Consider the following 21,774-nt stretch of genomic DNA (forward strand, 5'->3'; position numbering starts at 1 on the left):
GGGTATGTGCAGGCGCTACCATTTCTGTCGCCATGCAGACGAACCCCACCCACTCCAGCCTGGTCGCGGTCGGCGACTCCTTCACCGAGGGCATGTCGGACCGGCTGCCCGACGGCTCCTACCGTGGCTGGGCGGATCTCCTCGCCGGCCGGATGGCGGCCCGCACGCCCGGTTTCCGGTACGCCAATCTCGCGGTGCGCGGGAAGCTGATCGGTCAGATCGTCGACGAGCAGGTGGACGTCGCCGCGGCCATGGGCGCCGACGTGATCACCCTGGTCGGCGGGCTCAACGACACGCTGCGGCCCAAGTGCGACATGGGCCGGGTGCGGGGGCTGCTCACCGAGGCGGTCGAACGGCTGGCCCCGAACTGCAAGCAGCTGGTGCTGATGCGCAGCCCCGGCCGCCGGGGCCCGGTGCTGGAACGGTTCCGGCCCCGTATGGAAGCGCTGTTCACCTGCATCGACGAGCTGGCGGAGCGGCACGGCGCGGTCGTGGTGGACCTGTACGGGGCGCCGTCCCTGGGCGATCCGCGGCTGTGGGACGTGGACCGGCTGCATCTGACCTCCGAGGGGCACCGGCGGGTGGCGGAGGCCGTGTGGCAGGCCCTCGGGTACGAGGCCGAGGACCCCGAGTGGCGCACCCCGCTGCCGACGGCGCTGCCCCCGGGCTGGGTCCTGCGGCGCGCCGCCGACCTGCGGTTCGCCCGGCAGCACCTGCTGCCGTGGATCGGCCGCCGGCTCACCGGCCGCTCCTCCGGGGACGGGCTGCCGCCGAAGCGTCCGGAGCTGCTTCCGTACGAGGGGTGAGCGGGGCCCGGGCATTCGGGTGACCCGGGCGTTGCCCGGCCCCGGGGACGGTCGTTGGGACGAGCATGATCAAGAAGCTCTCCCTCGTCCCCGCCGTCGCCGCCGCCCTGCTGGCCTCCGCGCCCGCCGCCCAGGCCGCGCCCGTCACCCACGCCGTCACCGCCGCTCCGGCCACCACCGCCGCGGCCCCCGGCCCGTCCACGGTTCCCGGTGGAGAGCTGCTGGGCGCTCTCCTCGGCTCCCTGGAGATCGGTCACCCGGTCGCCTCCGCGCAGTCGCTGCTGCCCGGCGGTGTCACCGGCAAGTGACCCCGCTCCACTGAAAGACCCACCGTCGTCGCAGGTCGGAGGGCGTCCACCGGGCGCTCCCCGGCCTGCGCACACGTGCGGGGGCCGGCCGGGGCGCCCGGTACACTCCGTACACGTGACTTCCGCTCCCGCCAAGCCCCGCATCCCGAACGTCCTCGCCGGACGGTACGCCTCCGCCGAGCTCGCCACGCTCTGGTCCCCCGAGCAGAAGGTGAAGCTGGAGCGGCAGCTCTGGCTCGCCGTCCTCCGCGCCCAGAAGGACCTCGGCATCGAGGTGCCCGACGAGGCGATCGCCGCCTACGAGCGGGTGCTCGACCAGGTCGACCTGGCCTCGATCGCCGAGCGTGAGAAGGTCACGCGGCACGACGTGAAGGCGCGGATCGAGGAGTTCAACGACCTCGCCGGGCACGAGCACGTGCACAAGGGCATGACCTCCCGCGACCTCACGGAGAACGTCGAGCAGCTCCAGGTCCGGCTCTCGCTGGAGCTGATGCGGGACCGGACGGTCGCCGTCCTGGCCCGGCTGGGCAGGCTGGCCGGCGAGTACGGCGAGCTGGTCATGGCCGGCCGCTCCCACAACGTCGCCGCCCAGGCCACCACGCTGGGCAAGCGGTTCGCCACCGCCGCCGACGAGCTGCTCGTCGCCCACGGCCGGCTGGAGGAACTGCTCGGCCGCTACCCGCTGCGCGGCATCAAGGGCCCGGTCGGCACCGCCCAGGACATGCTGGACCTGCTCGGCGGCGACGCCGGCAAGCTCGCCGACCTGGAGCGCCGGATCGCCGGACACCTCGGCTTCTCGCAGGCCTTCACCTCCGTCGGCCAGGTCTACCCGCGCTCCCTGGACTACGAGGTGGTGACCGCGCTGGTGCAGCTGGCCGCGGCGCCGTCCTCGCTGGCGAAGACGATCCGGCTGATGGCCGGGCACGAGCTGGTCACCGAGGGCTTCAAGCCCGGCCAGGTCGGTTCCTCGGCGATGCCGCACAAGATGAACACCCGCTCCTGCGAGCGCGTCAACGGCCTCATGGTGATCCTGCGCGGCTACGCCTCGATGACCGGGGAGCTGGCGGGCGACCAGTGGAACGAGGGTGACGTGTCCTGCTCGGTGGTGCGCCGGGTCGCGCTGCCGGACGCGTTCTTCGCCCTCGACGGGCTGCTGGAGACCTTCCTGACGGTGCTGGACGAGTTCGGCGCGTTCCCGGCCGTCGTGGCCCGGGAGCTGGACCGCTACCTGCCGTTCCTCGCCACCACCAAGGTGCTGATGGGCGCGGTGCGCGCGGGCGTCGGCCGGGAGGTCGCGCACGAGGCGATCAAGGAGAACGCCGTGGCGTGCGCCCTGGCGATGCGCGAGCAGGGCGCCGAGCGCAACGAGCTCCTCGACCGGCTCGCCGCCGACGAGCGCATCCCGCTGGACCGTGAGCAGCTGGCCGGGCTGATGGCGGACAAGCTGTCCTTCACCGGTGCCGCCGCCGATCAGGTGACCGCCGTGGCCGGGCGCATCGAGGAGATCGTCAAGCAGTACCCCGAGGCCGCGGGCTACACGCCCGGCGCCATTCTCTGAGGCGCCCGTCCCGTATGGCGCGCTTCACCCCGGAGGAGCTGGAGGCCGCCCGCGACCGTCTCGTACCGGACGTCGTCGCGGACGGTCTCCGCGTCCTCTTCTGCGGTATCAACCCCGGTCTGATGACGGCCGCGACGGGCCACCACTTCGCCCGCCCCGGCAACCGCTTCTGGCCCGTGCTGCACCTGTCGGGCTTCACCCCGAGGCTGCTGAAGCCGTCGGAGCAGCACGAGCTGCCGTCGTACGGGCTCGGCATCACGAACGTCGTCGACCGCGCGACCGCCCGTGCGGACGAGCTGTCCGCCGAGGAGTACCGGGAGGGCGGCCGGCGGCTGGCGCTGAAGGTGATGCGGCTGCGGCCCCGCTGGCTGGCGGTGGTCGGGGTGACCGCGTACCGCGCGGCGTTCGACGACCGCAAGGCCCGGGTCGGCCCGCAGGAGCGGCTCATCGGGGACACGCGGGTGTGGGTGCTGCCCAATCCCAGCGGACTCAACGCGCACTGGACGGCGCAGACGATGGCGGAGGAGTTCGCCCGGCTGAGGGTGGCGGCGGAAGCGTAGCGCCCCCGGGCGACCGATCGCCGGGCCGTCACGGCGGGTCCGTCTCCGTCACGGGGTCCGTCTCCGCCACGGGGATCCGTCTCCGCCACGGGGGTCCGTCGCCGTCACGGCGGGTCCGTCTCCGTCACGGCGGCCAGCAGTTCCACCTCGTCCTCCTCGTCCCGGTCCGCGACGGCGACCGCCACCCAGCGGCCGGTGCCCCGCGCCTGCCAGAGACAGGCCACGCGCGCCCGCGCGGCGAGGCCCGCCCAGGGCTCGGGTATCTCCTCCCGCTCGGTCCGCAGCAGGACCGTCTGGAGGTTCCACGGGTCGGTCTCCCCCCAGCGCGCCGCGAAGTGTTCGCAGAGCGCGTCCCGGTACTTCTCGTACTGCTCGACCGTCACCGTCCGCTCCGCGCGGTCGCCGGCGCGCAGGCCGTGGCTGCTCTCCAACGCCACCACGAAGTGGCCGTGTCCTCCCCTGCCCTCGCCCGACGGGCCGTGCCCCGCCGGGAAGGGGCGGTGGCACAGCTCGTCGACCAGGGCGATGTGCCGTGCGATGTCCATGGGCCCAGTAAAGCGGCGACCACTGACAATTGGCGGGGAGTCAGCCCCGGCCCGGGTCAGGCGTCGTGCCGTCGCAGCCGCCACGCACCGGCGAGCACGGCGGCGGCCGTCCACAGAGCGGTCACCGCCAGTCCGCTCCAGGGGCCGAGGGACCCGTCCCACGTCCGGTGCAGGACCACCTGCCCCGCCTTGTCGGGCAGGAACCCGGTGACGCCGCCCGCCGCGTCCCCGACCACGAACGACACGACGAGGATGAACGGGATCAGCACGGACAGGGTGGCGACGCCGCTGCGGAACAGGGCGGTGAGGCCGGCGGCGAACACGGCCATCAGCATGAGGTAGATCCCGCAGCCCACGACACCGCGCGCCTGCTCACCGACGGTGAGTCCGCCCGCGGCCGGGCCGAGGCCGGCCCGTGCCGCGGTGAGCGCGGCGAGCGCCGTGACGAGCCCGACGACGAGCGCCGGCACCGCGACGACCGTCAGTTTCGCCGCGAACCACCGGCCGCGGCGCGGAACCGCGGCCAGGGACAGCCGGATCCCTCCCGCGTGGTACTCGGCGGACACGGCCATGGCGCCGAAGGCGATCGCGGCGATCTGGCCGGGCAGGGCGCCGGACAGGGCCGTGTACAGCGGGTCGAACTCCGGCTCCGAGGGCTCGGAGAGCCCGGCGAGGGCGGAGAAGGCGGTGGTGGCGGCGAACACCGCGGCCAGGGCGCCGTACAGCGACCGCAGAGTGCGCAGCTTGATCCACTCGGCGTGCAGAACGGGGGTGATCTCCATGGTCAGACCTCCTGCGACGGTGCGGTGAACTCGGTCTCGGCGGCGGTCAGACCGAGGTAGGCCTGCTCCAACGTGCCCTCCTCCGCCGCCAGTTCGAGGAGCGGCACGCCGGCCTCGGAGGCCAGGCGCCCGATGTCGTCCACGCGCGCGTCGTACACGGTCCAGTGCCCGTTCGCGTGCTCCACGGCGTCGTGGCCGTGCCGTGCGAGGACGCCTTTGAGGGCACCGGCGTCCGAGGTGCGCACCCGCACGCGCGGCCGCACGCGCGCGTGGATGAAGTCCCGCATCGGGGTGTCCGCGAGCAGCCGGCCCCGTCCGAGGACCACGAGGTGGTCGGCGAAGGACGCGGTCTCGTTCATGAGATGGCTGGAGACGAGGACGGTGCGGCCCTCCGCCGCCAGTCGGCGCAGCAACTCCCGGATCCAGATGATGCCTTCGGGATCGAGGCCGTTGGACGGCTCGTCCAGCATCACCACCTCCGGCTCGCCGAGCAGCGCGGCGGCGATGCCCAGCCGCTGGCGCATGCCGAGGGAGTACGTCTTCACCCGGCGGTGCGCCACCGCGGCGATGCCCGTCTCCTCGAGCACCTCGTCCACGCGGGGGCGCGGGATGCGGTTGCTCGCCGCCAGGGCGCGCAGGTGGTCGCGGGCGGTGCGCGAGCCGTGGGCGGCCCCGGCGTCGAGCAGGGCTCCGACGCGTCGCAGGGGTTCGCGGAACGCGGGGTAGGCGTGCCCCCCGACGGTGGCGGTTCCGGAGGTCGGCCGGTCCAGGCCGAGCACGAGCCGCATGGTGGTGGACTTGCCGGCGCCGTTCGGGCCGAGGAAGCCCGTGACGCGGCCGGGCCGCACGGTGAAGGTGAGGTCGTCGACGGCGCGTCGGGTGCCGTACTCCTTGGTGAGGCCGTGAACGTCGATGCTGGTCATGGCAGCAGCGTGCCGGTGCGTGCGGGGGCCGGTCCTCCCCCGGCGGTGGAGATCGCCTCCCCCCTGCGGGGGAGGACCGGTGCCGGTGACCACTGCGAGGATGGCGGGATGATCCGGCTGCTGCGCCCGCTCGTCCGGTGGAGGACGTACACACGGCTGATCCACCTGTGGGTGCCCATGCTCATCGTGAGCGTGTGGGCGCTGGTCCACGGGCCGACGCTGTGGTGGTCCCCCGCCGTGCTGGTCCCGGTCGGGCTGGTCCCGGCGGTGCGGACCGGCGAGGGGGTCCAGGCGCGGTGGCTGCTGGTGCTGGGACGGGAGGACGCGGCCTTCTCGGTGGCTCCGTCGGCGACCTGGCGGGACCGGCTCCGCACGGTGGTGTGGCTGGAAGTGCGCATGGTGCTGGGCGGATGCGCGGCGTTCGCCTGCGTCTGGCTGCCGATCCTCACCGTCAAGCTGATCGGGCTGTCCCTCGGGCACCCGGGCGACGGCGCGCCCGTGGTGTGGGACGCCGACCCGCACTGGGCGTACGTCTTCCTCGCGCCGCTCCCCCTCCTCGCGCTGTACGGCTCCGTCGTCGGTCTCGGCGCCCTGGCGACGGCGGCGGCCCGCGCGTTCCTCGGCCCCTCGGCGGCGGAACGGCTCGCCGCTCTGGAGGAGCGCACCGAGCAGCTCCTGGAACGCAACCGCATCGCCCGCGAGTTGCACGACTCCATCGGGCACGCGCTGACGGTGGCGGTCGTGCAGGCGGGGGCGGCCCGCGCGGCGAACAGCCCGGAGTTCACCGAGCGCGCACTGGCCGCCGTGGAGGAGACCGGGCGGGCCGCTCTCGAGGACCTGGAGAGGGTGCTCGGGGTGCTGCGGGAGGCCGGGCGGCCCGCGAGCGCGCGCCCCACGCTCGCGGACGCGGGCCTGCTGCTGGAGTCCGCGCGGTCCTCGGGGGCGACGGTCGAGGCCGACCTGAGCGGACCGCTGGACACGGTGCCGGGGCCGGTGTCCCGCGAGGGTTACCGCATCCTCCAGGAGGCGCTGACCAACGTGCTGCGGCACGCCGGAGCCGTTCCGGCCCGCGTCCGGGTCCATGTGGCGGCCGGTCTCCTGACGCTGGAGGTGCGCAATCCGCTGGGGGCCGCGCCGCCAGGTCCCGGCCGGGGCAGTGGTCTGCGCGGCATCCGCGAGCGGGCCGCGCTCCTCGGCGGGCGGGCCCGCACCGGTCCCGACGCCGGTGACTGGCAGGTGCGCGTGGAGCTGCCGTTGGGCTGATCCGGGGCGGGCTCTAGGCTGGCCGGATGCCGGTCACCGTTCTCCTCGTCGACGACGAACCCCTCGTACGCGCGGGTCTGCGGGCCGTGTTGGAGGCCCAGCCCGACATCGAGGTGGTCGGGGAGGCGGCGGACGGTGCGGCGGTCGTTCCGCTGGTGCGGCAGACCCGGCCCGACGTGGTGGCCATGGACGTGCGTATGCCGCTGCTGGACGGCATCGAGGCCACCCGGACCCTGCTGCGGACGGTGGCCGATCCGCCGAAGATCCTCGTGGTGACGACGTTCGAGAACGACGAGTACGTCTACGAGGCGCTGCGCGCGGGTGCCGACGGGTTCCTGCTGAAGCGGGCCCGCCCGGCGGAGATCGTGCACGCGGTACGGCTGGTGGCGGAGGGCGAGTCGCTGCTGTTCCCGGCGTCGGTGCGGCGACTGGCCGCCGAGCACGGGGACGGCGGCGGGAACCGCGCGGCGCGCGCGGTGATGGAACGGGCGCACCTCACCGAGCGTGAGGGCGAGGTGCTGCGGCTGATGGCGCGGGGGCTGTCCAACGCGGAGATCGCCGCCCGGCTGGTCGTCGGCACGGAGACCGTGAAGTCGCATGTGAGCGCCGTCCTGGCGAAACTGGGGGCGCGGGATCGCACACAGGCGGTGATCGCGGCGTACGAGTCCGGGTTCGTGGCGCCGGGTTAGCACCCGCCTCCGGGCCCGGCGCCGGCATCCGGCGGCACACCTGAGCGGACCGGCGCTCGCCGGTGGACGGCACGCCGAGTACGATCCGGCCAACACGCGCACGAGCTGGGAGGGCGGACGGTGGGGCGGCTGACCGGCGGGGACCCCTCGCTGTTGCGGAGGATCAACTCCGCGGTGGTGCTGCACGCGCTGCGCGCCACGGACTGCGCGACGCTGACCGAGATCACCCGGGTGACGGGCCTGTCGCGGCCCACGGTGGAGGGCGTCGTCGAGGGGCTGATCGAGGCCGGTCTCGTCATGGAGGCGGCGGCCGAGGAGGGCGCCGCCCGGCGGCAGGGGCGGCCCGCGCGGCGGTTCCGCTTCCGCGCGGAGGCGGGGCATCTGCTGGGGCTGGAGATCGGGCCGCACCGCGTGGCCGCGCTCCTGTCCGACCTGCACGGCCGGGTGATCGGCGCGCAGGCCAAGGACGTGGACGAGACCGCGTCGGCCGACGAGCGCCTGGAGCGGCTGCGCACCGCGGTCGCCGAGCTGCTGCGCCGGGCCGGGGTGGCCCGGAGCTCGCTGCGGGCCGTGGGCGCGGCCACCCCGGGGATCGTCGAGGCGGACGGCACGGTCCGGCTGGGCACGGCGCTGCCCGGCTGGACGGGGCTGCGTCTCGGGGAGCGGCTGGGGCGCTCCTTCAAGTGCCCGGTGCTGGTGGAGAACGACGCCAACGCGGCGGCGGTCGCCGAGCACTGGAAGGGGGCCGCCACCGAGTCCGACGACATGGTGTTCGTGCTGGCCGGTTTGAGCCCGGGGGCCGGCGCGCTGATCGGCGGGCGGCTGCACCGGGGGTACGGCGGGGCGGCCGGCGAGATCGGCGCGCTGCATCTGCTGGGCCGGGAGGCGACGCCGGAGAGGCTGCTGTCGACCACCGACGAGCCGCTGCATCCGCTGGACGAACAGGCCGTCGCCAAGGTCTTCGCCCAGGCCCGGGACGGCGACCAGCGGGCCCGCGCGGCCGTCGACCGCTTCATCCGCCGGCTGGTGCACGACGTGGCGGCGCTGGTGCTGGCCCTCGACCCGGAGCTGGTCGTGATCGGCGGCTGGGCGGCCGGTCTGGACGGCGTGCTGGAGCCGCTGCGGCGCGAGCTGGCCCGCTACTGTCTGCGTCCGCCGAGGGTGACGCTGTCGCTGCTCGGCGAGGCGGCCGTGGCGACGGGCGCGCTGCGGTTGGCCCTCGACCACGTCGAGGAGCAGTTGTTCGCGGTGGAGGGCACGACGGCGCGCCGCTAGGGCCCGCCGACGGTCCCGACACCCCGGCGCCTCGCCCCTTGCCGTCCGGGCGGCGTTCCGACAGCCGCCCGCGGCGTGCGCCGAGTCCACGTCGGCCCCGCGGTGCCCGGCAGTCGCTGGGGGCAGCACCGAACCCGGCCGCCATGGCACCGTCCCGCGGGGCGCGCCGCATCCCCGGTGCTGGCCCGGCGGTGCCCGGCAGTCGCCTGGGAGCGGCACCGAACCCCGGCCGCCACGGCAGTCGTCCGCGCGGTGCGCCGCATCCCCGGCGCCCGCTCAGTGGTGTCCCGGCAATCGTCCGGGAGACGCGTCGGCCCGGCGGTGCCCCGTCCGGCGCATCGCCGGCGCCCGGCGGGCCGGCGGCCGGTCAGGAGGCCCGGGACTCCGGGCCGTGGTGGATCTCGACGTCGCCGGAGTCCCCGAAGGTCAGCCGGCAGGTGTCCGCGCGGTAGGTGGCGACGGAGAGCGCCACGGTGTTGCCCTCGGCGCGGTAGCTGGTGGTGACGACCAGGACGGGCGCGCCGGGCAGCCGGTCCAGCTCCCTGGCGTCGTCGGCGCGTGCCGACCCCAGCTCCACGGCGCTGTCCTGCCGCTCCAGCTCCAGGTGCTGAAGCTCGCGCAGAACGGCACGCGCGCGTGCCGGCCCGGACGGGGCGTCGATCGCGGAGAGGTCCGGCACCGAGGACGGCGGGATGTACAGCAGTTCGGCGGCGACCGGCTGGCCGTGGGTGACGCGGGAGCGGCGCACGGTGTGGACGGGCTCCTCGCGGCCGGTGCCGAGCGCCGCGGCGACCGCGGCGGGCGGCGCCGCCAGGGTGCAGTCGAGCACCTGCCAGGCGTCTCCGGCCGCTCCCGGCCAGGCGTGCTGGCGGGTGCCGACGGCCACGCCGACGCGCGGCGGGGCGACCGTCGTCCCGACCCCGCGGCGGCGCTGGAGCCGGCCTTCCAGCTCCAGTTGCTCCAGTGCCTGGCGGAGCGTGGCCCGGGCGACGCCGAAGCGTGCGGCCAGTTCCCGCTCGTTGGGCAGGATCTCGCCCACCGAGAACTCCGAGTCCAGCGCTTCGCTGAGCACGGTCTTCAGATGCCAGTACTTCGGCTCCGGCACCGATTCCAACTGCGTGGTCCCCACCCTGTCCTCCGCAATCGCCGTGTCCGGCGGCGTTTTGGCGCCCTTGTTTATTAAAGGTTGTTGCACTTGTCTGCGACCATAAGGCGGCCCTCCCCCTTGGTCAAGACCAATCCTCGACCGCCCGGGCACCGCGCGGGTGCGGCGCAGCACAGCGTTCACGGGGCGTTCGCAGGGGACGGCGGGAGTGACGGGACGGCGAAGTCCCCGCCGGCCGGCGCGGGCGGCCCGCGACCCGGGCGGGGCGGGGCGGCTTCGGGCTGCCGGGTGCGCCTACGCGGCCAGGGAGCGCAGCTTGTCCGGGTTGCGGATGATGTACATCGCCTGGATGCGCCCGTCGGCGACATCCACCTGGAAGACGGAGTCCGGTCGGCCCCCGGACAGGGCCAGCAGGGCCGGCCCGCCGTTGAGCTCCAGGAAGCGGTAGGAGAAGTCCGGGATGCCCTTGCGGGCGGCGCCCAGGAGGAAGCGGCCGACCTTGTCGGCGCTGTCCAGGACGCGCAGCGGGGCCTTGGACTTGCCGCCGCTGTCGCCGACCAGCCGGACGTCCGGCGCGAGCAGGGCCATCAGCCCCTCGAGGTCGCCGTCGGCCGCGGCGGCCAGGAACCGTTCGGTGAGATCACGGCGCTGGGCCGGGTCGACGTCGTAGCGGGGGCGCCGCTCGTCGACGTGTTTGCGGGCGCGGCCGGCGAGCTGGCGCACGGCGGCCTCGCTGCGGTCGAGCACGGCGGCGATGTCGGCGTAGGGGTGGCCGAAGGCCTCCCGCAGGACGAAGACCGCCCGTTCCAGCGGGGACAGCGACTCCAGCACGACGAGGACGGCGAGGGAGACGGAGTCGGCGAGCACCGCCCGCTCGGCGGTGTCCGGCACGGTGTCGCCGAAGTCGGTGGCGTAGGGCTCGGGCAGCCAGGGACCCACGTAGGTCTCGCCGCGCGCCTTGATCTGGCGGAGCCGGTCGATGGCGAGGCGGGTGGTGACGCGGACCAGGTAGCCGCGCGGTTCGCGGACGTCCGACCGGTCCGCCCCGGCCCACCGCAGCCAGGCCTCCTGCACCACGTCCTCCGCGTCGGCGAGCCGGCCCAGCATGCGGTAGGCGACGCCCAGGAGGACGGAGCGGTGCTCTTCGAAGACGTCGGTGGCGGTGTCGGTGCTCACCGTCCCATCCCAGCGGACGAGCACGGGCGTGTCCAGGCGGATACGCCGCGCCCGGAACGGAGACCGAGGAAGGACGACCGGGGTCTACCCGTCGGTAGCTATTGCTGACAGTCTGTCTACGCACGCTGTCACCGAGCGTTCCCCGAGGAGCCCCATGTCCACCACCGTCTCCTTCCCGGTCCCCACTCCGCACGGCTCGCGGAACCTGACCGTCGCCTACGCGCGCGTGGGCACCGGCGAGCCGCTGCTCCTGCTGCACGGCATCGGCCATCACCGCCAGGCCTGGGACCCGGTGGTCGGCATCCTGGCGACCGAGCGCGACGTGATCGCCGTGGACCTGCCGGGGTTCGGTGCGTCCCCGGCACTGCCGGAGGGGCTGCCGCACGACCTGCCGACGATGAACGCGGTGCTCGGCGCCTTCTGCACGACGCTGGGGCTGGACCGCCCGCACGTGGCCGGCAACTCGCTGGGCGGCCTGCTCGCCCTGGAGCTGGGGCGGGAGGGGCTGGCCCGGTCGGTCACCGCGCTGTCCCCGGCCGGCTTCTGGTCCGAGGCGGAGCGGCGGTACGCCTTCGGCGTGCTGACGGGGATGCGGGCCACCGCGCGGAGGCTGCCGCTGCCGCTGGTCGAGCGGCTGTCCCGCACGGCGGCCGGCCGCGCCGCCCTGACGAGCACCATCTACGCCCGTCCGGGCCGCCGCTCCCCCGAGGCCGTGGTCGCCGAGACACTGGCGCTGGCCGGGGCCGAGGGCTTCGCCGAGACCCTCCGGTCCGGACGGGAGGTCCGGTTCACCGACGACGTCCCCGGCATACCGGTCACCGTGGCCTGGGGCAGCCGCGACCGCCTGCTCATACCCCGGCAGGGCGTCCGCGCCAAGCGCGTCGTCCCGCGGGCCCGCCTGGTGCGGCTGCCCGGCTGCGGTCACGTGCCGATGAACGACGATCCGGCCCTGGTCGCCCGCGTGGTCCTCGACGGCAGCCGCGTTCAGTCGGCCAGTGCCTCGAGCACCACGCGCAGCACCGTCGCGTTGTAGGGCATGCTCGCGTGCGGGGTGTGGTCGTCGGGGGCCAGATCCTGGAGGACGATGTTCCGCACGTAGCGGCCCTCGGTCTCTTCCAGGGCGCACGAGGTGTACGGGGTGACCACGTCGTCGTACCGGGTGGCGATGACGGTGTGGCGGACGCCCTCCGTGGTCTCCCCCAGCTCGGCCAGCTCGCGCTGGAAGGGGTGGTCGTGCTGGAGCTGCGGCCAGGCCGGCACGACCTCCCCGATGGCGCCCTGCTCGACGATCTCCTTCGCGCCGGGGATCTGCCGGGCGAGGTTCATCAGCCCCTGGGCGGTGACACCGTGGTTGCTGGGCGAGATGCCGACGAAGTTGTGCACCTTCGGGCCGCCGCCCAGGGCGTTGAGGTAGTAGCGCGGCAGCATGCCGCCCTGGGAGAAGCCCACGATGTCCACCTGCCGCGCGCCCGTGCGGCGCAGCACCTCGTCGACGAAGTCCGCGAGCTGCCGGGCGGACCGCTTGATGTCGCCGAGGCCGAAGATCACCGGGTTGAGGTGCTGCCCGTAGTCCAGCCGGAAGACCCGGTACCCGTGCTCCCGCAGCAGGGGGGTGGCCGAGGTCCAGGTGTAGCCGCGGTTGCCGAAGGTGCCGTGGACCAGCACCACCGGCCGGGGATGCTCCTCGGTGAGCGGCAGGTCCCAGTCGTCCTCTCCGCCGTCCACGTCGACGGTGGCGACGACCGTGGCGCCGGCCACCTCGGTCAGGGCGGTGGCCCGGTGGGGTGCTTCGGTGATGTCCGTGACGACGTCGTCCGAGTTGAACCCGGGGACACGTGGATTGAGGAAACTCACGGAATTGCTCCTCCCTTTCCTGCCGGAAATCCGGCATGGACGGGAAACCAGGGGGATTTCCCGGGCTTCTCAGTGTTCCGTCCAGGAAATGCCGTCACGATCCCTCGTCCGAGGGAAAGAATTCCCACCGACGAATGAACAGGGGTCACCCCTTCGGGGCCGTATCCGGGCGGGAAGTCGCCTGGACGGCCAGGCTCGGCACCAGCCGGGCGGTGGCGGCGCGCAGCAGGCGTACGTAGGGACTCCAGGTCGCGGGGCGGGCCACCCGGCCGGTCAGCGCCCGCTCGGCGCGGTCCAGGGCCTGGCGGAACACCGCGTCGTGCACGGGCCGGAAGAAGAGCGGCCACGCGGCCCAGCGCACCCCCCGGGGGCGGAGCACCAGCGTATGGCGCAGCACGCTCCGCCCCCCGTCCAGCGGCTCGACGGCGAACTCGTGGAAGCCCTCGAAGCCCCGCGGTCCGGTGAAGCGGAACCGCACCCAGCGGCCGGGCACGTAGTGGCTCACCACGTAGCGCACGGGGCCGTGGGCGCCGGGCACGCCCACGGCGAGCGGACCGGCGAAGCGGACCGGGGGCCAGCCGGGCGGCCAGAGACGGTCGTCCGCACCGCCCAGGGCGTCGATCAGCGTGCCGACCTCCTCGGGCGGTGCGGCAAGGGTGCGTTGGTGGGTGTTGAGCACGGCGATCACGCCCCCAGACTGCCTGGGCGCCCGCGCACCGCGACAGCCCCCGAACGGGGACCCCGCATGCGCGCCCCGAGCGCGTGAACCGCGCCGCGCGCCGTCGGTCTCGCCTCAACGCGCCACCGGCGCAGGCGACTTGGGAGTGGCCGAATTCCGCCAGGTCCACCGGCGGCGGGCGCCCGCGCGGGCGCGCACTCAACTCCGCGGCGTCCGCGCACCGACCGCCATTGCCGTACCCCCGTTCGATCCCGGGAGGCGAAGACCGGCCATGGCGACCGGTGGGAGGGGGCCGCGAGGGCGGGAGGGGAAGCGGAGCCCGGGGCGTAAAGCGGGGTGAGACGGAAGCAACCAACCGGTTGCGCAGGCAAGGGGGTTGGCCATGACCGCACGGCCCGGCACGCCCGGCTCCGGCGACGGTGACCCGGACGACGACCGCGGCCGGGACGTGCGCCCGGGACCGGTTCCGCCGGAGGCGCTGCCCGAGGCCTGGCGGCCCCTGCTCGGCCGCCCGCCGCTGGCGGAGCTGCTCGGGCAGCCGCTGGCGGGAGCCGCCCTGGCGGAGATGTGCCGGCTGCTTCCGCGGCGGGTCGCGCTGCACTCGCTGCGGACGTTCCTGCTCGCCGACGCCCGTGCGCGCGTCCAGGGCATCACCTACGACCGGGCGGGGCTGCTGGCCGCGGCGGCGTTCCACGACACCGGCCTGGTGGGGTTCGCCCCGCTCGGCCGGGGCGGGTTCCCCCACCGCTCCGCCGAGTTGCTCGACCGCTTCCTGGCCGACCACCGGGTCGACGCCCGCCGGCGCGGGGCCCTCACCCGCGCGGTGCGCGAGCACATGCGGCTCTTCCCCGCACCGGACGCGGGGCCCGAGGCGAGGCTGCTGCACTTCGGTGCCTGGCTGGACGTCACCGGGCGCGGGGAGCGCCGTATCCCCGGTGAGCGCCGGCTGCTCACCGCCGCCGCGCCCACTCCCTGCCTCGCCGTCTCCTTCTCCGCCCGGATGGCCGCCTGCGGGCTGCGCCGGGTGCTGCCGGCCGCCCGCCGGTGACCGCCGGCCCGGCAGCTCGCTCATCCCGTCGCGAAAGGACCAGACATGCAAGAGGACCAGCGTGTGTTCGACGTCGCCATCGTCGGGGGCGGCATCGGCGGGACGATGCTGGGGGCGATCCTCGCCCGGCACGGCGTGCGGACGCTGCTGCTGGAGGGGAGCGGGCACCCGCGGTTCGCCATCGGCGAGTCCACCGTCCCGGAGACCACGTTCGGCCTGCGGGTCCTGGCCCGCCGCTACGACGTGCCGGAGATCGAACACCTCGCGACCAACGGCGCGCTGCGCCGTCATGTGTCGTCGAACTGCGGGGTCAAGCGGAACTTCAGCTTCGTCTACCACCGGGAGGGCGAGCCGACCCGGGCCGAGGAGTGCACCCAGTACCCCACCTGGGGGCCGCCGCTCGGCCCCGACTCGCACTACTTCCGGCAGGACGTGGACGCCTACATGTTCCACGTCGCCGTCTCCTACGGCGTGGTGGCCCACACCCACACCATGGTCGACGACGTGAAGTTCGAGGAGGACCGGGCCACCCTGGTCACCCGCGACAAGGGCACCTTCCGGGCGTCGTACGTGGTGGACGCCGGCGGCATGCGGGCCATGCTGCCGGAGCGGCTGGGGCTGCGGCAGGAGCCGCCCTACCGCACCCGCTCGCGCACGATCTTCACGCACATGGTCGACGTGCGCCCCTTCGACACGGTGGCGCCGCCGCGCGAACAGCACCGCATGCCCAGCCCGTTCAGCCAGGGCACGCTGCACCATCTCTTCGAGGGCGGGTGGTTCTGGGTCATCCCGTTCGACAACCACAGCTTCGGCACGAGCGAGCTGTGCAGCGTCGGCGTCAACCTCGACCTGGACCGCCACCCGCGGCCCGAGGGGGTCACGGCGGAGGAGGAGTTCTGGCGGCACGTGCGCCGGTTCCCCAGCGTGGAGCGGCAGTTCGAGCGGGCCAGGGCGGTGCGGCCGTACGTCTCCACCGACCGCACCCAGTTCTCCTCACAGCAGGTCGTCGGCGACCGGTGGTGCCTGCTGCCGCACGCCAGCGACTTCATCGACCCGCTGTTCTCCAGCGGCCTGGCCGTGACCGTGATGGCGCTGAACGCGCTGGGGCACCGGCTCATCGACGCGGTGCGCGAGAACGACTTCGACACCGCCCGGTTCCGGTACCTGGAGCACTGGATCAAGCGGATGTTCCGGTTCTACGACGACCTGGTGTCGTGCAGCTACATCTCCTTCGACGACTTCGAGCTGTGGAACGCCTGGAACCGGGTGTGGACGATCACCACGCTGTACGGCACCAATGCCCAGAACCAGGCCGCCGTGACGTACGAGAAGACCCGCGACCGCACGTGTTTCGACGCTCTCGAACTGCCGCCCTACCGAGGGCTCCAGGGGGTCGACAACCCGTGGGTGGAGCGGCTGTTCACGCAGTCCCGGGACGCCGTGCTGGCCTACCGGGACGGCCGGTCGAGCAAGGAGCGGACCGTCGCCCGCATCTACGGGCTGCTGCGCGAGAGCGGGCTGTGCCCGGCGGTGTGGGGCACCCTGGACCCCGAAGACCGCTGCCCCTCCGGGGTGTTCACGCTCTGGCCGCTCATGAGGATCCTGCTGTGGGGCAAGTTCCGCGCCCCCCGGCACGTACGGGGCTCCTACTTCACGGGGGGCGCGCGGATGGTGGCGAAGGAGGCCGTGGAGGCGTACACCACGGAACTGCGCGGCGGTGCGACCCAGGTGCACCAGACCGTGCGGGACATGTGGGTCAACTGGAACCGCGACTGGATGCGACGGCCGGCCCCGCGTGCCGAGAAATGACCCTGAAAAACCATTCCTGCTGATCAGCGGAGGCAAACATTCCGGTTTGCCGCCCCAAAGCCTCGGGTAGGAAATTCTCACGGCCGACGAAAGAAAAATCGGCGGCGGTTCTCCCTGCCCAATCCGAGAGACAACGGGCTGCAATCCACAATGGCGCTACATTCCACCTGCCAATCGCCCGCTGAAAGCTCCTGGGAGGAAATCTTCCAGCACCAGGACCGCCTCATGCGATTGGTTCGACGACGACTTCCCAGTTTCCAGGACGCCGAGGACTGCGTTCAGGAAACCATGGCCCGCGCAGCCGCGCACCGTACGTTGGACAGAACTCGCCTGGGTCCCTTTCTGACGTCGGTGGCGCTTCGCCTCTGCATCGACTTCTACCGCGATATGGAGCGTCGCAGCAGATTGTTGCAGCGGGCCGCGCTCCTGGACTCCCCCGGCACGACCGAGGAGGACGTCTGCGACGAGGACTTCGGCAGATGGCTGCTGAGCCAGGTGCACCAACTGCGCGGCCGGGAGCAGGAAGTCATACTCGCCCGAGCCGCGGGAATCTCCACCGCAGAGTTCGCCCGCATGCACAACATCTCGCTCAAGGCGGCCGAAGCCGCTTTCACCCGGGGCCGCGCGCGTCTGAAGACAGCGTGCGCCCGGGCCTTGGACGACTCTGCGGGATAGACCTCTCCGTCCCCGTTCCGCGTCCATCAGAAAGGGATCGCTCATGGCCAACAACAAGAACATCCAGGACATTTTCAAGGACTTCGTCGGGAATATGGCCGACAGCAGCAAGGAGGCCTTCGACGACATCCTCAACCGGGCGGACAAGCCCGCCTCCGACAACCCCGTCGACACGCTGGCCGGGCTGCCCGGGAACGCCCTGGGCGCCCTGGCCGGCGCGGTCAACCCGGCCACGGCGCTCGCGGGCGCCGCCAACCCGCTCGCCACGCTCGGCGGCGTGGCCGGTGCGGCCAACCCCCTGGCGGGGCTCACCGGGGCCGCCGCCGGCCAGCTCGGGAACATCGCGGGCGCCGCGCAGAACCCGCTGGCCGCGCTCACCGGCGGCGCGGGCGGCGGCAATCCGCTCGCGGCCGTCGCCGGCGCCGCCAACCCGCTGGCGGCGCTCGCCGGCGCCGGGAACCCGCTCGCCGCCCTCGGCGGGGCGGGCAACCCCCTCGCCGCGCTCGGCGGCGCGGCCGGCGCCCTGGGCGGGCTGGGACAGCTGGCCGGGGGCGCCGGACAGGCCGCCGCCGGCGTGGGCGACGTACTGTCGTCGGTCGCCCAGCTGCCCGCCCAGCTCAACCAGCTGGGCGAAATGATCACGAAGCTGCTCCAGGCGCTCCAGAGCCAGGTCGGGCAGGCCGCCGGCCAGGCGGCGTCGGCGGCCGGCGGCGCCGCCAAGGCGGCGGGCGACGTCGCCAAGGGCGTGACCGGGTAAGGCGGCCGGGCAGCCGCCCCCCCGTCCGCACGTCGCCGTCCCGCTCCGCCCGTCACGCCGAACACCCTCCGGCGGCGGCCGTGGCGCCCACATGCCGAGGAGGATCGCCCACCATGCCGTCTGCCGTCGGCGACCGGTTGCGTCTCGTGGTCAAGGTGCTGGGCAGTCTCGTCGCCGACGAGGTCGGCCAGGCCACCCGGCTCGCCAGACGCCGGAAGCGGGGCCCCTGGCCCCCGGCGGGGTCCGCCGAACCGCCCGACGCGGCGGCGGACCCCGCCGGGGCCGAACAGCGGCGCGCCAAGGCCGTGCGCCACGCCCTGGAGAGCCTCGGCCCGTTCTACGTGAAGCTCGGTCAGATCCTGTCCACCCGGCCGGACATGGTGCCCGAGTCCATCCGGGACGAGTTGCAGAACCTGCACGACCAGGTCGACGTCCAGCCGTTCTCGGCGTTCGAACCGGTGCTGGCACGGGACCTCGGGCCGGACTGGAAGCTGCGCTTCGACGACATCGACACCGTCGAGCCGCTCGGAGCCGCCTCCCTCGCCCAGGTCTACCGGGTGACGCTGCCCGGCGGCCGGCCCGCCGTGGTGAAGGTCCAGCGGCCCGGCATCCGCGAGGGCGTGCTCGCCGACATGGCGCTGATGCGGCGGGCCGCCCGGATCGTCGCCCGCGTCGCGCCCCGGTTCAACGAGGTCATCGACATCGAGGCGATGCTCGGCTCCGTCTTCGACGCGATGGAGCCGGAGCTGGACTTCACCGGCGAGGCCCGCAACATGGACGAGGCCCGCGAGCACGTGAAGTCGTTCCGCACCCTGGCGGTGCCGCGGGTGATACACGCCAGTCCGCGGGTCCTGGTGCAGTCGCTGGCCCCGGGCACGTCGGTGCGGCACCTGGAGCCGAGCCACTTCGCCGACGACGAGCGCATCGAGATCGGCCGCGACCTGCTGCGCTTCATGTACCACGGCTACTTCGTGCACCGCTTCTTCCACGCCGACCCGCACGCCGGCAACGTCTTCGCCTCGCCCGGGGCGCCCGCGACCATCATCGACTGGGGCATGGTGGGCCGCCTGGACCGGCGTACGAGCCTGCAACTGCTGCCGCTGTTCATGACGCTGGCGCAGAACGACGGTGCGGGCCTCGCCCAGCACTGGGCGGAGATGGGCCGGATGACGCCGTGGGCCAACATGCCCGCCTTCACCGCCGACATGGCCGCGTTCGTGCCCAAGGTCTCCCATCTGTCACTGGAGGAGCTGAACTTCGGGGTCTCGCTCACCACCGTGCTGGCCAAGGCGACGAAGCGGGGCATCGGATCGCCGCCCGCCGTGTCGCTGCTGGGCAAGTCCTTCGCCAACCTGGACGGATCGGTGCGGCACCTCGCCCCGGAGATCACCCTGCCGGAAGTGTTCCAGGGCGAGGTGCCGAGGATCCTCCTGGCGCTGGGTCGCGAGTTCCTCGGCCGCCACCAGTTCGCCCGCAACACCATGGAGCTGCTGCTGGCCGCCGTCACCAGCCCCGAGCAGGTCCGCGGGGTCCTCGCCGACGTCGCCAACCGGCAGTTCGCGCTGCACGTCCATGAGCCGCGGACACCCGCCGCCATGGGCGGCCAGCGTCCCACGCGGCCCTCCGGCGGGCTGCTGGCGCTGGGCGCGCTGGCGTTCCTGCTGGGCCGCCGCCACGCCCGCTGAACCGTTCCCGCCTTCCGATTCGGAGGTCTTCCATGCCGGACGCCGTACGCCCGCAGTCCCCGCCCGGTCCCGGCGCCCCGCCGCCGGAGGGGCCGTCGCAGGTCGCGCTCTGGACGGCCGCCGCGCACGCCGGGGAGTACGACCGGCCCGCGCCGTACGTGCGCGACCCGTGGGCCGGTGCGTTCCTGCGCGCGGCCGGTTTCCGCGGCGGGCCGCCGGGGGACGGCCCGTTGCAGCGGCTGCTGCCCGACTGGGCGGTCGTCCGCAGCCGCTTCTTCGACGAGCATCTGCTCGCCGCGGCGCGGTCGGGCCGCCGCCAGGTGGTGCTGCTCGGCGCCGGACTGGACAGCCGGGCGTTCCGTCTCGACTGGCCGGCCGGGGTGCATGTCTTCGAGGTGGAGGAGCCGGCCCTGCTGGCCTTCAAGGAGCAGGTCCTGGACCGGACGGAGCCGTCCTGCGGACGGCGCAGCACCGTCGGCGCCGCACCGGCGGACTCCTGGGGCGAGGAACTGCTCGCCGCGGGCTTCGATCCGCGCCGGCCCACGGCGTGGCTGTGCGAGACGCTGCTGTACCACCTGCGGCCACCGCAGGTGGAACACATCGTCCGTACGGCGACCGGACTCTCCGCGCCCGGCAGCAGCTTCGGCGCCGAGTGCGTGAACGACGGGTCCGCGTCCTCCTCGTTCGTGGCGCCGTTCCTGGACGCGCTGTCCGCCACCGGGATCTCCTGGCACTGGCGGCTGTCCGAACCGGAGGCCTGGTGGGCGCGGCAGGGCTGGCAGACGCGGGTCGCCGACCTGTTCGCCCTGCCCTACGTGGTCGAGCGCCTCGCGCCCCATCTGCCGCTGCTCGGCGAGTCCGCGGCGAAGGCGGTGTTCCTGACGACCGGGACGCTGCGCCCGCCGCGCTGAACGGCACGCGGAGAGGGGAGCCCCCGGCGCCGGGGGCTCCCCTCTCCGCGTGCTGTTCCCTCGTGCGGGCGCCGCTCGCCGCTATCCCCGCTCCAGCTCCAGCAGCGCCGCGAGCCACAGGTCCGGCAGTTCGCCGGCGGTCGCCAGCGTCCGGTCGTGGACCACGGTCAGCCGGGCGGCGTCGCGCTGGCTGGTCAGGGTCACCAGGCAGCGGATGCCCGAGGCCAGACCGGAGTAGACCGCGGCCCACCGGGCGGCGGCTCCCCGGTGCACCAGCGCCTCGCCGAAGTTGACGCTGCTCGCGGGGCCGGCGACGACCGCCCCGTTGACCAGGCGGGTGCCGATCCGGGCGCCGACCGCGCGCGGCGTCGCGGCCATGAGCAGCCGGAAGGCGTCGCGCCGGCGGCTCTCGCGCAGCCGGCGGGTGCCGGCCGTCACCCGCGCGAGGGCCCGCCGCGGCGACTCCTCGTCGCACGGCAGCAGCAGCCGGGCCGTCACCAGCCGGTTGCCGGGCGCCAGTTCCTCCCCCGGAGCCCGCACGGACATCGGTACGGCGACCGGCAGCGGCGGATGCTCCTCCCCGGCGTTCTTCAGGTGCCAGGTGCGCACGGCGTGGGACAGGGCGGCGAGGTAGACGTCGTTGACCGTGGCGCCGTGCGCGCGGCCGACGGCCCGCAGCCGCGCCACCTGCGTGTCGGCGTGGCACACGCCGGTGCGCCCGCTCACCGGCCCGTCGAAGGCCGGTTTGGCGGTGGAGCCGCGCAGGCCGTCCGCCACGTCGCCGAGCACCCCGGCGAACCCGCGCAGGGCGGGCCGCCCGCCGGGCTGGGCGGCCGGTCCGCGCTCGGGGTGGTCGTCGAGGAGGGCGCGGGCGGTGTACGCGGCTCCCACACCGTCCTGGTAGGCGTGGTCGGTGCGGTAGCACAGGGCGTGCCCGCCGGCCGGGCCGTGCACCAGCCACACCTCCCAGGGCGGCCGGTCGCCGGTGGCCAGGGGCCGGGAGAGCAGCATCCGTCCGGTGGCCGAGCCGTCGGTGTCCTCGGGCAGCCACGCCTCGTGCACGTGCTGCTCGGCCGCGATCCGCTCGACCCGCCGGAACACCGCCCGGCCGGTGGCCGGCCGGTAGCGCAGCGCCGGGATGTGGTGGGCGCGTTCGGCCACGCGCGCGCGGATCGCGTCCAGCGACGGAGCGGGTCCCGCGAAGCCGAAGACGAAGGGCAGCGGCAGCGGCCCGCCGCGGGTGGCGCGGCGATAGGCGAGGTCCGCCGTCCGCATCGGCAGGGCCGCCGGGAGACCGCCGTCGACGCCGGGCTGGGAACGCATCGTGAACCTTCCTGTGGGGGTGGGCACTCAGCCTGCCCGTCCG

General features: G+C 74.1%; 22 protein-coding genes. 14 read left to right on the forward strand and 8 right to left on the reverse strand.

Features of this window, described 5'->3' with window-relative positions; translation table 11 throughout:
- Positions 1 to 32: 32 nt before the first annotated feature.
- The 4 genes from ACZ45Q_RS20025 to mug all read left to right on the forward strand — a co-directional run bounded on the left by ACZ45Q_RS20025 (position 33) and on the right by mug (position 3,232).
- Positions 33 to 806, forward strand: coding sequence for an SGNH/GDSL hydrolase family protein (locus tag ACZ45Q_RS20025; protein WP_468262883.1), 774 nt, complete (start codon positions 33 to 35; stop codon positions 804 to 806).
- Positions 807 to 871: 65 nt separating this feature from the next.
- A complete protein-coding gene (locus ACZ45Q_RS20030; protein ID WP_468262886.1) occupies positions 872 to 1,114 on the forward strand; it encodes a hypothetical protein in 243 nt (80 codons plus the stop codon).
- A gap of 115 nt (positions 1,115 to 1,229) precedes the next feature.
- Positions 1,230 to 2,672: an adenylosuccinate lyase gene (purB, locus tag ACZ45Q_RS20035; protein WP_468262888.1), complete on the forward strand. Its 1,443-nt coding sequence runs from the start codon at positions 1,230 to 1,232 to the stop codon at positions 2,670 to 2,672.
- Between the two features lie 14 nt (positions 2,673 to 2,686).
- Entirely contained in the window at positions 2,687 to 3,232 is a 546-nt protein-coding gene (gene mug, locus ACZ45Q_RS20040; protein ID WP_468262890.1) for a G/U mismatch-specific DNA glycosylase, read from the forward strand.
- A gap of 104 nt (positions 3,233 to 3,336) precedes the next feature.
- Here mug and ACZ45Q_RS20045 read toward each other — a convergent pair whose 3' ends face one another.
- The 3 genes from ACZ45Q_RS20045 to ACZ45Q_RS20055 are packed head-to-tail and all read right to left on the reverse strand — an operon-like array spanning position 3,337 to position 5,482.
- Complete coding sequence (locus tag ACZ45Q_RS20045; protein WP_468262892.1) at positions 3,337 to 3,777, reverse strand: hypothetical protein; 441 nt, start codon at positions 3,775 to 3,777, stop codon at positions 3,337 to 3,339.
- Positions 3,778 to 3,833: 56 nt separating this feature from the next.
- The gene (locus tag ACZ45Q_RS20050) at positions 3,834 to 4,559 is read right to left on the reverse strand and encodes an ABC transporter permease (RefSeq protein WP_468262894.1); all 726 of its coding nucleotides are present in this window, start codon (positions 4,557 to 4,559) and stop codon (positions 3,834 to 3,836) included.
- 2 nt (positions 4,560 to 4,561) lie between these two features.
- Complete coding sequence (locus ACZ45Q_RS20055) at positions 4,562 to 5,482, reverse strand: ABC transporter ATP-binding protein (protein WP_468262897.1); 921 nt, start codon at positions 5,480 to 5,482, stop codon at positions 4,562 to 4,564.
- 108 nt (positions 5,483 to 5,590) lie between these two features.
- Between ACZ45Q_RS20055 and ACZ45Q_RS20060 the strand changes: the two genes are divergently transcribed.
- From ACZ45Q_RS20060 to ACZ45Q_RS20070, 3 genes are all read left to right on the forward strand, one after another.
- The gene (locus ACZ45Q_RS20060) at positions 5,591 to 6,745 is read left to right on the forward strand and encodes a sensor histidine kinase (RefSeq protein WP_468262899.1); all 1,155 of its coding nucleotides are present in this window, start codon (positions 5,591 to 5,593) and stop codon (positions 6,743 to 6,745) included.
- Positions 6,746 to 6,771: 26 nt separating this feature from the next.
- The gene (locus tag ACZ45Q_RS20065) at positions 6,772 to 7,434 is read left to right on the forward strand and encodes a response regulator transcription factor (protein WP_468262901.1); all 663 of its coding nucleotides are present in this window, start codon (positions 6,772 to 6,774) and stop codon (positions 7,432 to 7,434) included.
- A gap of 120 nt (positions 7,435 to 7,554) precedes the next feature.
- Positions 7,555 to 8,709, forward strand: coding sequence for an ROK family transcriptional regulator (locus ACZ45Q_RS20070; protein WP_468262904.1), 1,155 nt, complete (start codon positions 7,555 to 7,557; stop codon positions 8,707 to 8,709).
- 367 nt (positions 8,710 to 9,076) lie between these two features.
- On the opposite strand, the gene ACZ45Q_RS20075 is transcribed toward ACZ45Q_RS20070, so the two are convergent.
- Both ACZ45Q_RS20075 and ACZ45Q_RS20080 read right to left on the reverse strand, forming a co-directional pair.
- Positions 9,077 to 9,838 (reverse strand): GntR family transcriptional regulator, encoded by a 762-nt coding sequence (locus ACZ45Q_RS20075; RefSeq protein ID WP_468262907.1) that lies wholly within the window; start codon positions 9,836 to 9,838, stop codon positions 9,077 to 9,079.
- Between the two features lie 270 nt (positions 9,839 to 10,108).
- A complete protein-coding gene (locus ACZ45Q_RS20080; protein ID WP_468262910.1) occupies positions 10,109 to 10,990 on the reverse strand; it encodes an RNA polymerase sigma-70 factor in 882 nt (293 codons plus the stop codon).
- Positions 10,991 to 11,144: 154 nt separating this feature from the next.
- Here ACZ45Q_RS20080 and ACZ45Q_RS20085 point away from each other — a divergent pair, with 154 nt between their 5' ends.
- Positions 11,145 to 12,023 carry an alpha/beta fold hydrolase gene (locus tag ACZ45Q_RS20085; RefSeq protein WP_468262913.1) on the forward strand — a complete coding sequence of 293 codons (879 nt, stop codon included), beginning with the start codon at positions 11,145 to 11,147 and terminating at the stop codon, positions 12,021 to 12,023.
- On the opposite strand, the gene ACZ45Q_RS20090 is transcribed toward ACZ45Q_RS20085, so the two are convergent.
- Complete coding sequence (locus ACZ45Q_RS20090; protein ID WP_468262916.1) at positions 11,975 to 12,844, reverse strand: alpha/beta fold hydrolase; 870 nt, start codon at positions 12,842 to 12,844, stop codon at positions 11,975 to 11,977. The two genes, ACZ45Q_RS20085 and ACZ45Q_RS20090, sit on opposite strands and share 49 nt — an antisense overlap.
- Positions 12,845 to 12,989: 145 nt before the next feature.
- A complete protein-coding gene (locus ACZ45Q_RS20095) occupies positions 12,990 to 13,529 on the reverse strand; it encodes an SRPBCC family protein (protein WP_468263252.1) in 540 nt (179 codons plus the stop codon).
- Positions 13,530 to 13,905: 376 nt separating this feature from the next.
- Between ACZ45Q_RS20095 and ACZ45Q_RS20100 the strand changes: the two genes are divergently transcribed.
- The 6 genes from ACZ45Q_RS20100 (at position 13,906) to ACZ45Q_RS20125 (ending at position 20,408) form a co-directional block, all read left to right on the forward strand.
- Positions 13,906 to 14,571 carry an HD domain-containing protein gene (locus tag ACZ45Q_RS20100; protein ID WP_468262919.1) on the forward strand — a complete coding sequence of 222 codons (666 nt, stop codon included), beginning with the start codon at positions 13,906 to 13,908 and terminating at the stop codon, positions 14,569 to 14,571.
- Positions 14,572 to 14,616: 45 nt separating this feature from the next.
- The gene (locus tag ACZ45Q_RS20105; protein ID WP_468262922.1) at positions 14,617 to 16,380 is read left to right on the forward strand and encodes an NAD(P)/FAD-dependent oxidoreductase; all 1,764 of its coding nucleotides are present in this window, start codon (positions 14,617 to 14,619) and stop codon (positions 16,378 to 16,380) included.
- A gap of 150 nt (positions 16,381 to 16,530) precedes the next feature.
- Positions 16,531 to 17,055 (forward strand): RNA polymerase sigma factor, encoded by a 525-nt coding sequence (locus tag ACZ45Q_RS20110; RefSeq protein ID WP_468262926.1) that lies wholly within the window; start codon positions 16,531 to 16,533, stop codon positions 17,053 to 17,055.
- 43 nt (positions 17,056 to 17,098) lie between these two features.
- Complete coding sequence (locus ACZ45Q_RS20115) at positions 17,099 to 17,812, forward strand: hypothetical protein (protein ID WP_468262929.1); 714 nt, start codon at positions 17,099 to 17,101, stop codon at positions 17,810 to 17,812.
- Positions 17,813 to 17,925: 113 nt separating this feature from the next.
- On the forward strand, positions 17,926 to 19,497 hold the full coding sequence (locus ACZ45Q_RS20120; RefSeq protein WP_468262932.1) for an ABC1 kinase family protein: 1,572 nt from the start codon (positions 17,926 to 17,928) through the stop codon (positions 19,495 to 19,497).
- Between the two features lie 32 nt (positions 19,498 to 19,529).
- Positions 19,530 to 20,408, forward strand: coding sequence for an SAM-dependent methyltransferase (locus ACZ45Q_RS20125; RefSeq protein ID WP_468262935.1), 879 nt, complete (start codon positions 19,530 to 19,532; stop codon positions 20,406 to 20,408).
- Positions 20,409 to 20,489: 81 nt separating this feature from the next.
- Here ACZ45Q_RS20125 and ACZ45Q_RS20130 read toward each other — a convergent pair whose 3' ends face one another.
- Positions 20,490 to 21,731: a wax ester/triacylglycerol synthase domain-containing protein gene (locus ACZ45Q_RS20130; protein ID WP_468262938.1), complete on the reverse strand. Its 1,242-nt coding sequence runs from the start codon at positions 21,729 to 21,731 to the stop codon at positions 20,490 to 20,492.
- Between the last annotated feature and the right edge of the window lie 43 nt (positions 21,732 to 21,774).

The organism is Streptomyces sp. NPDC031049 (genome assembly GCF_055571015.1).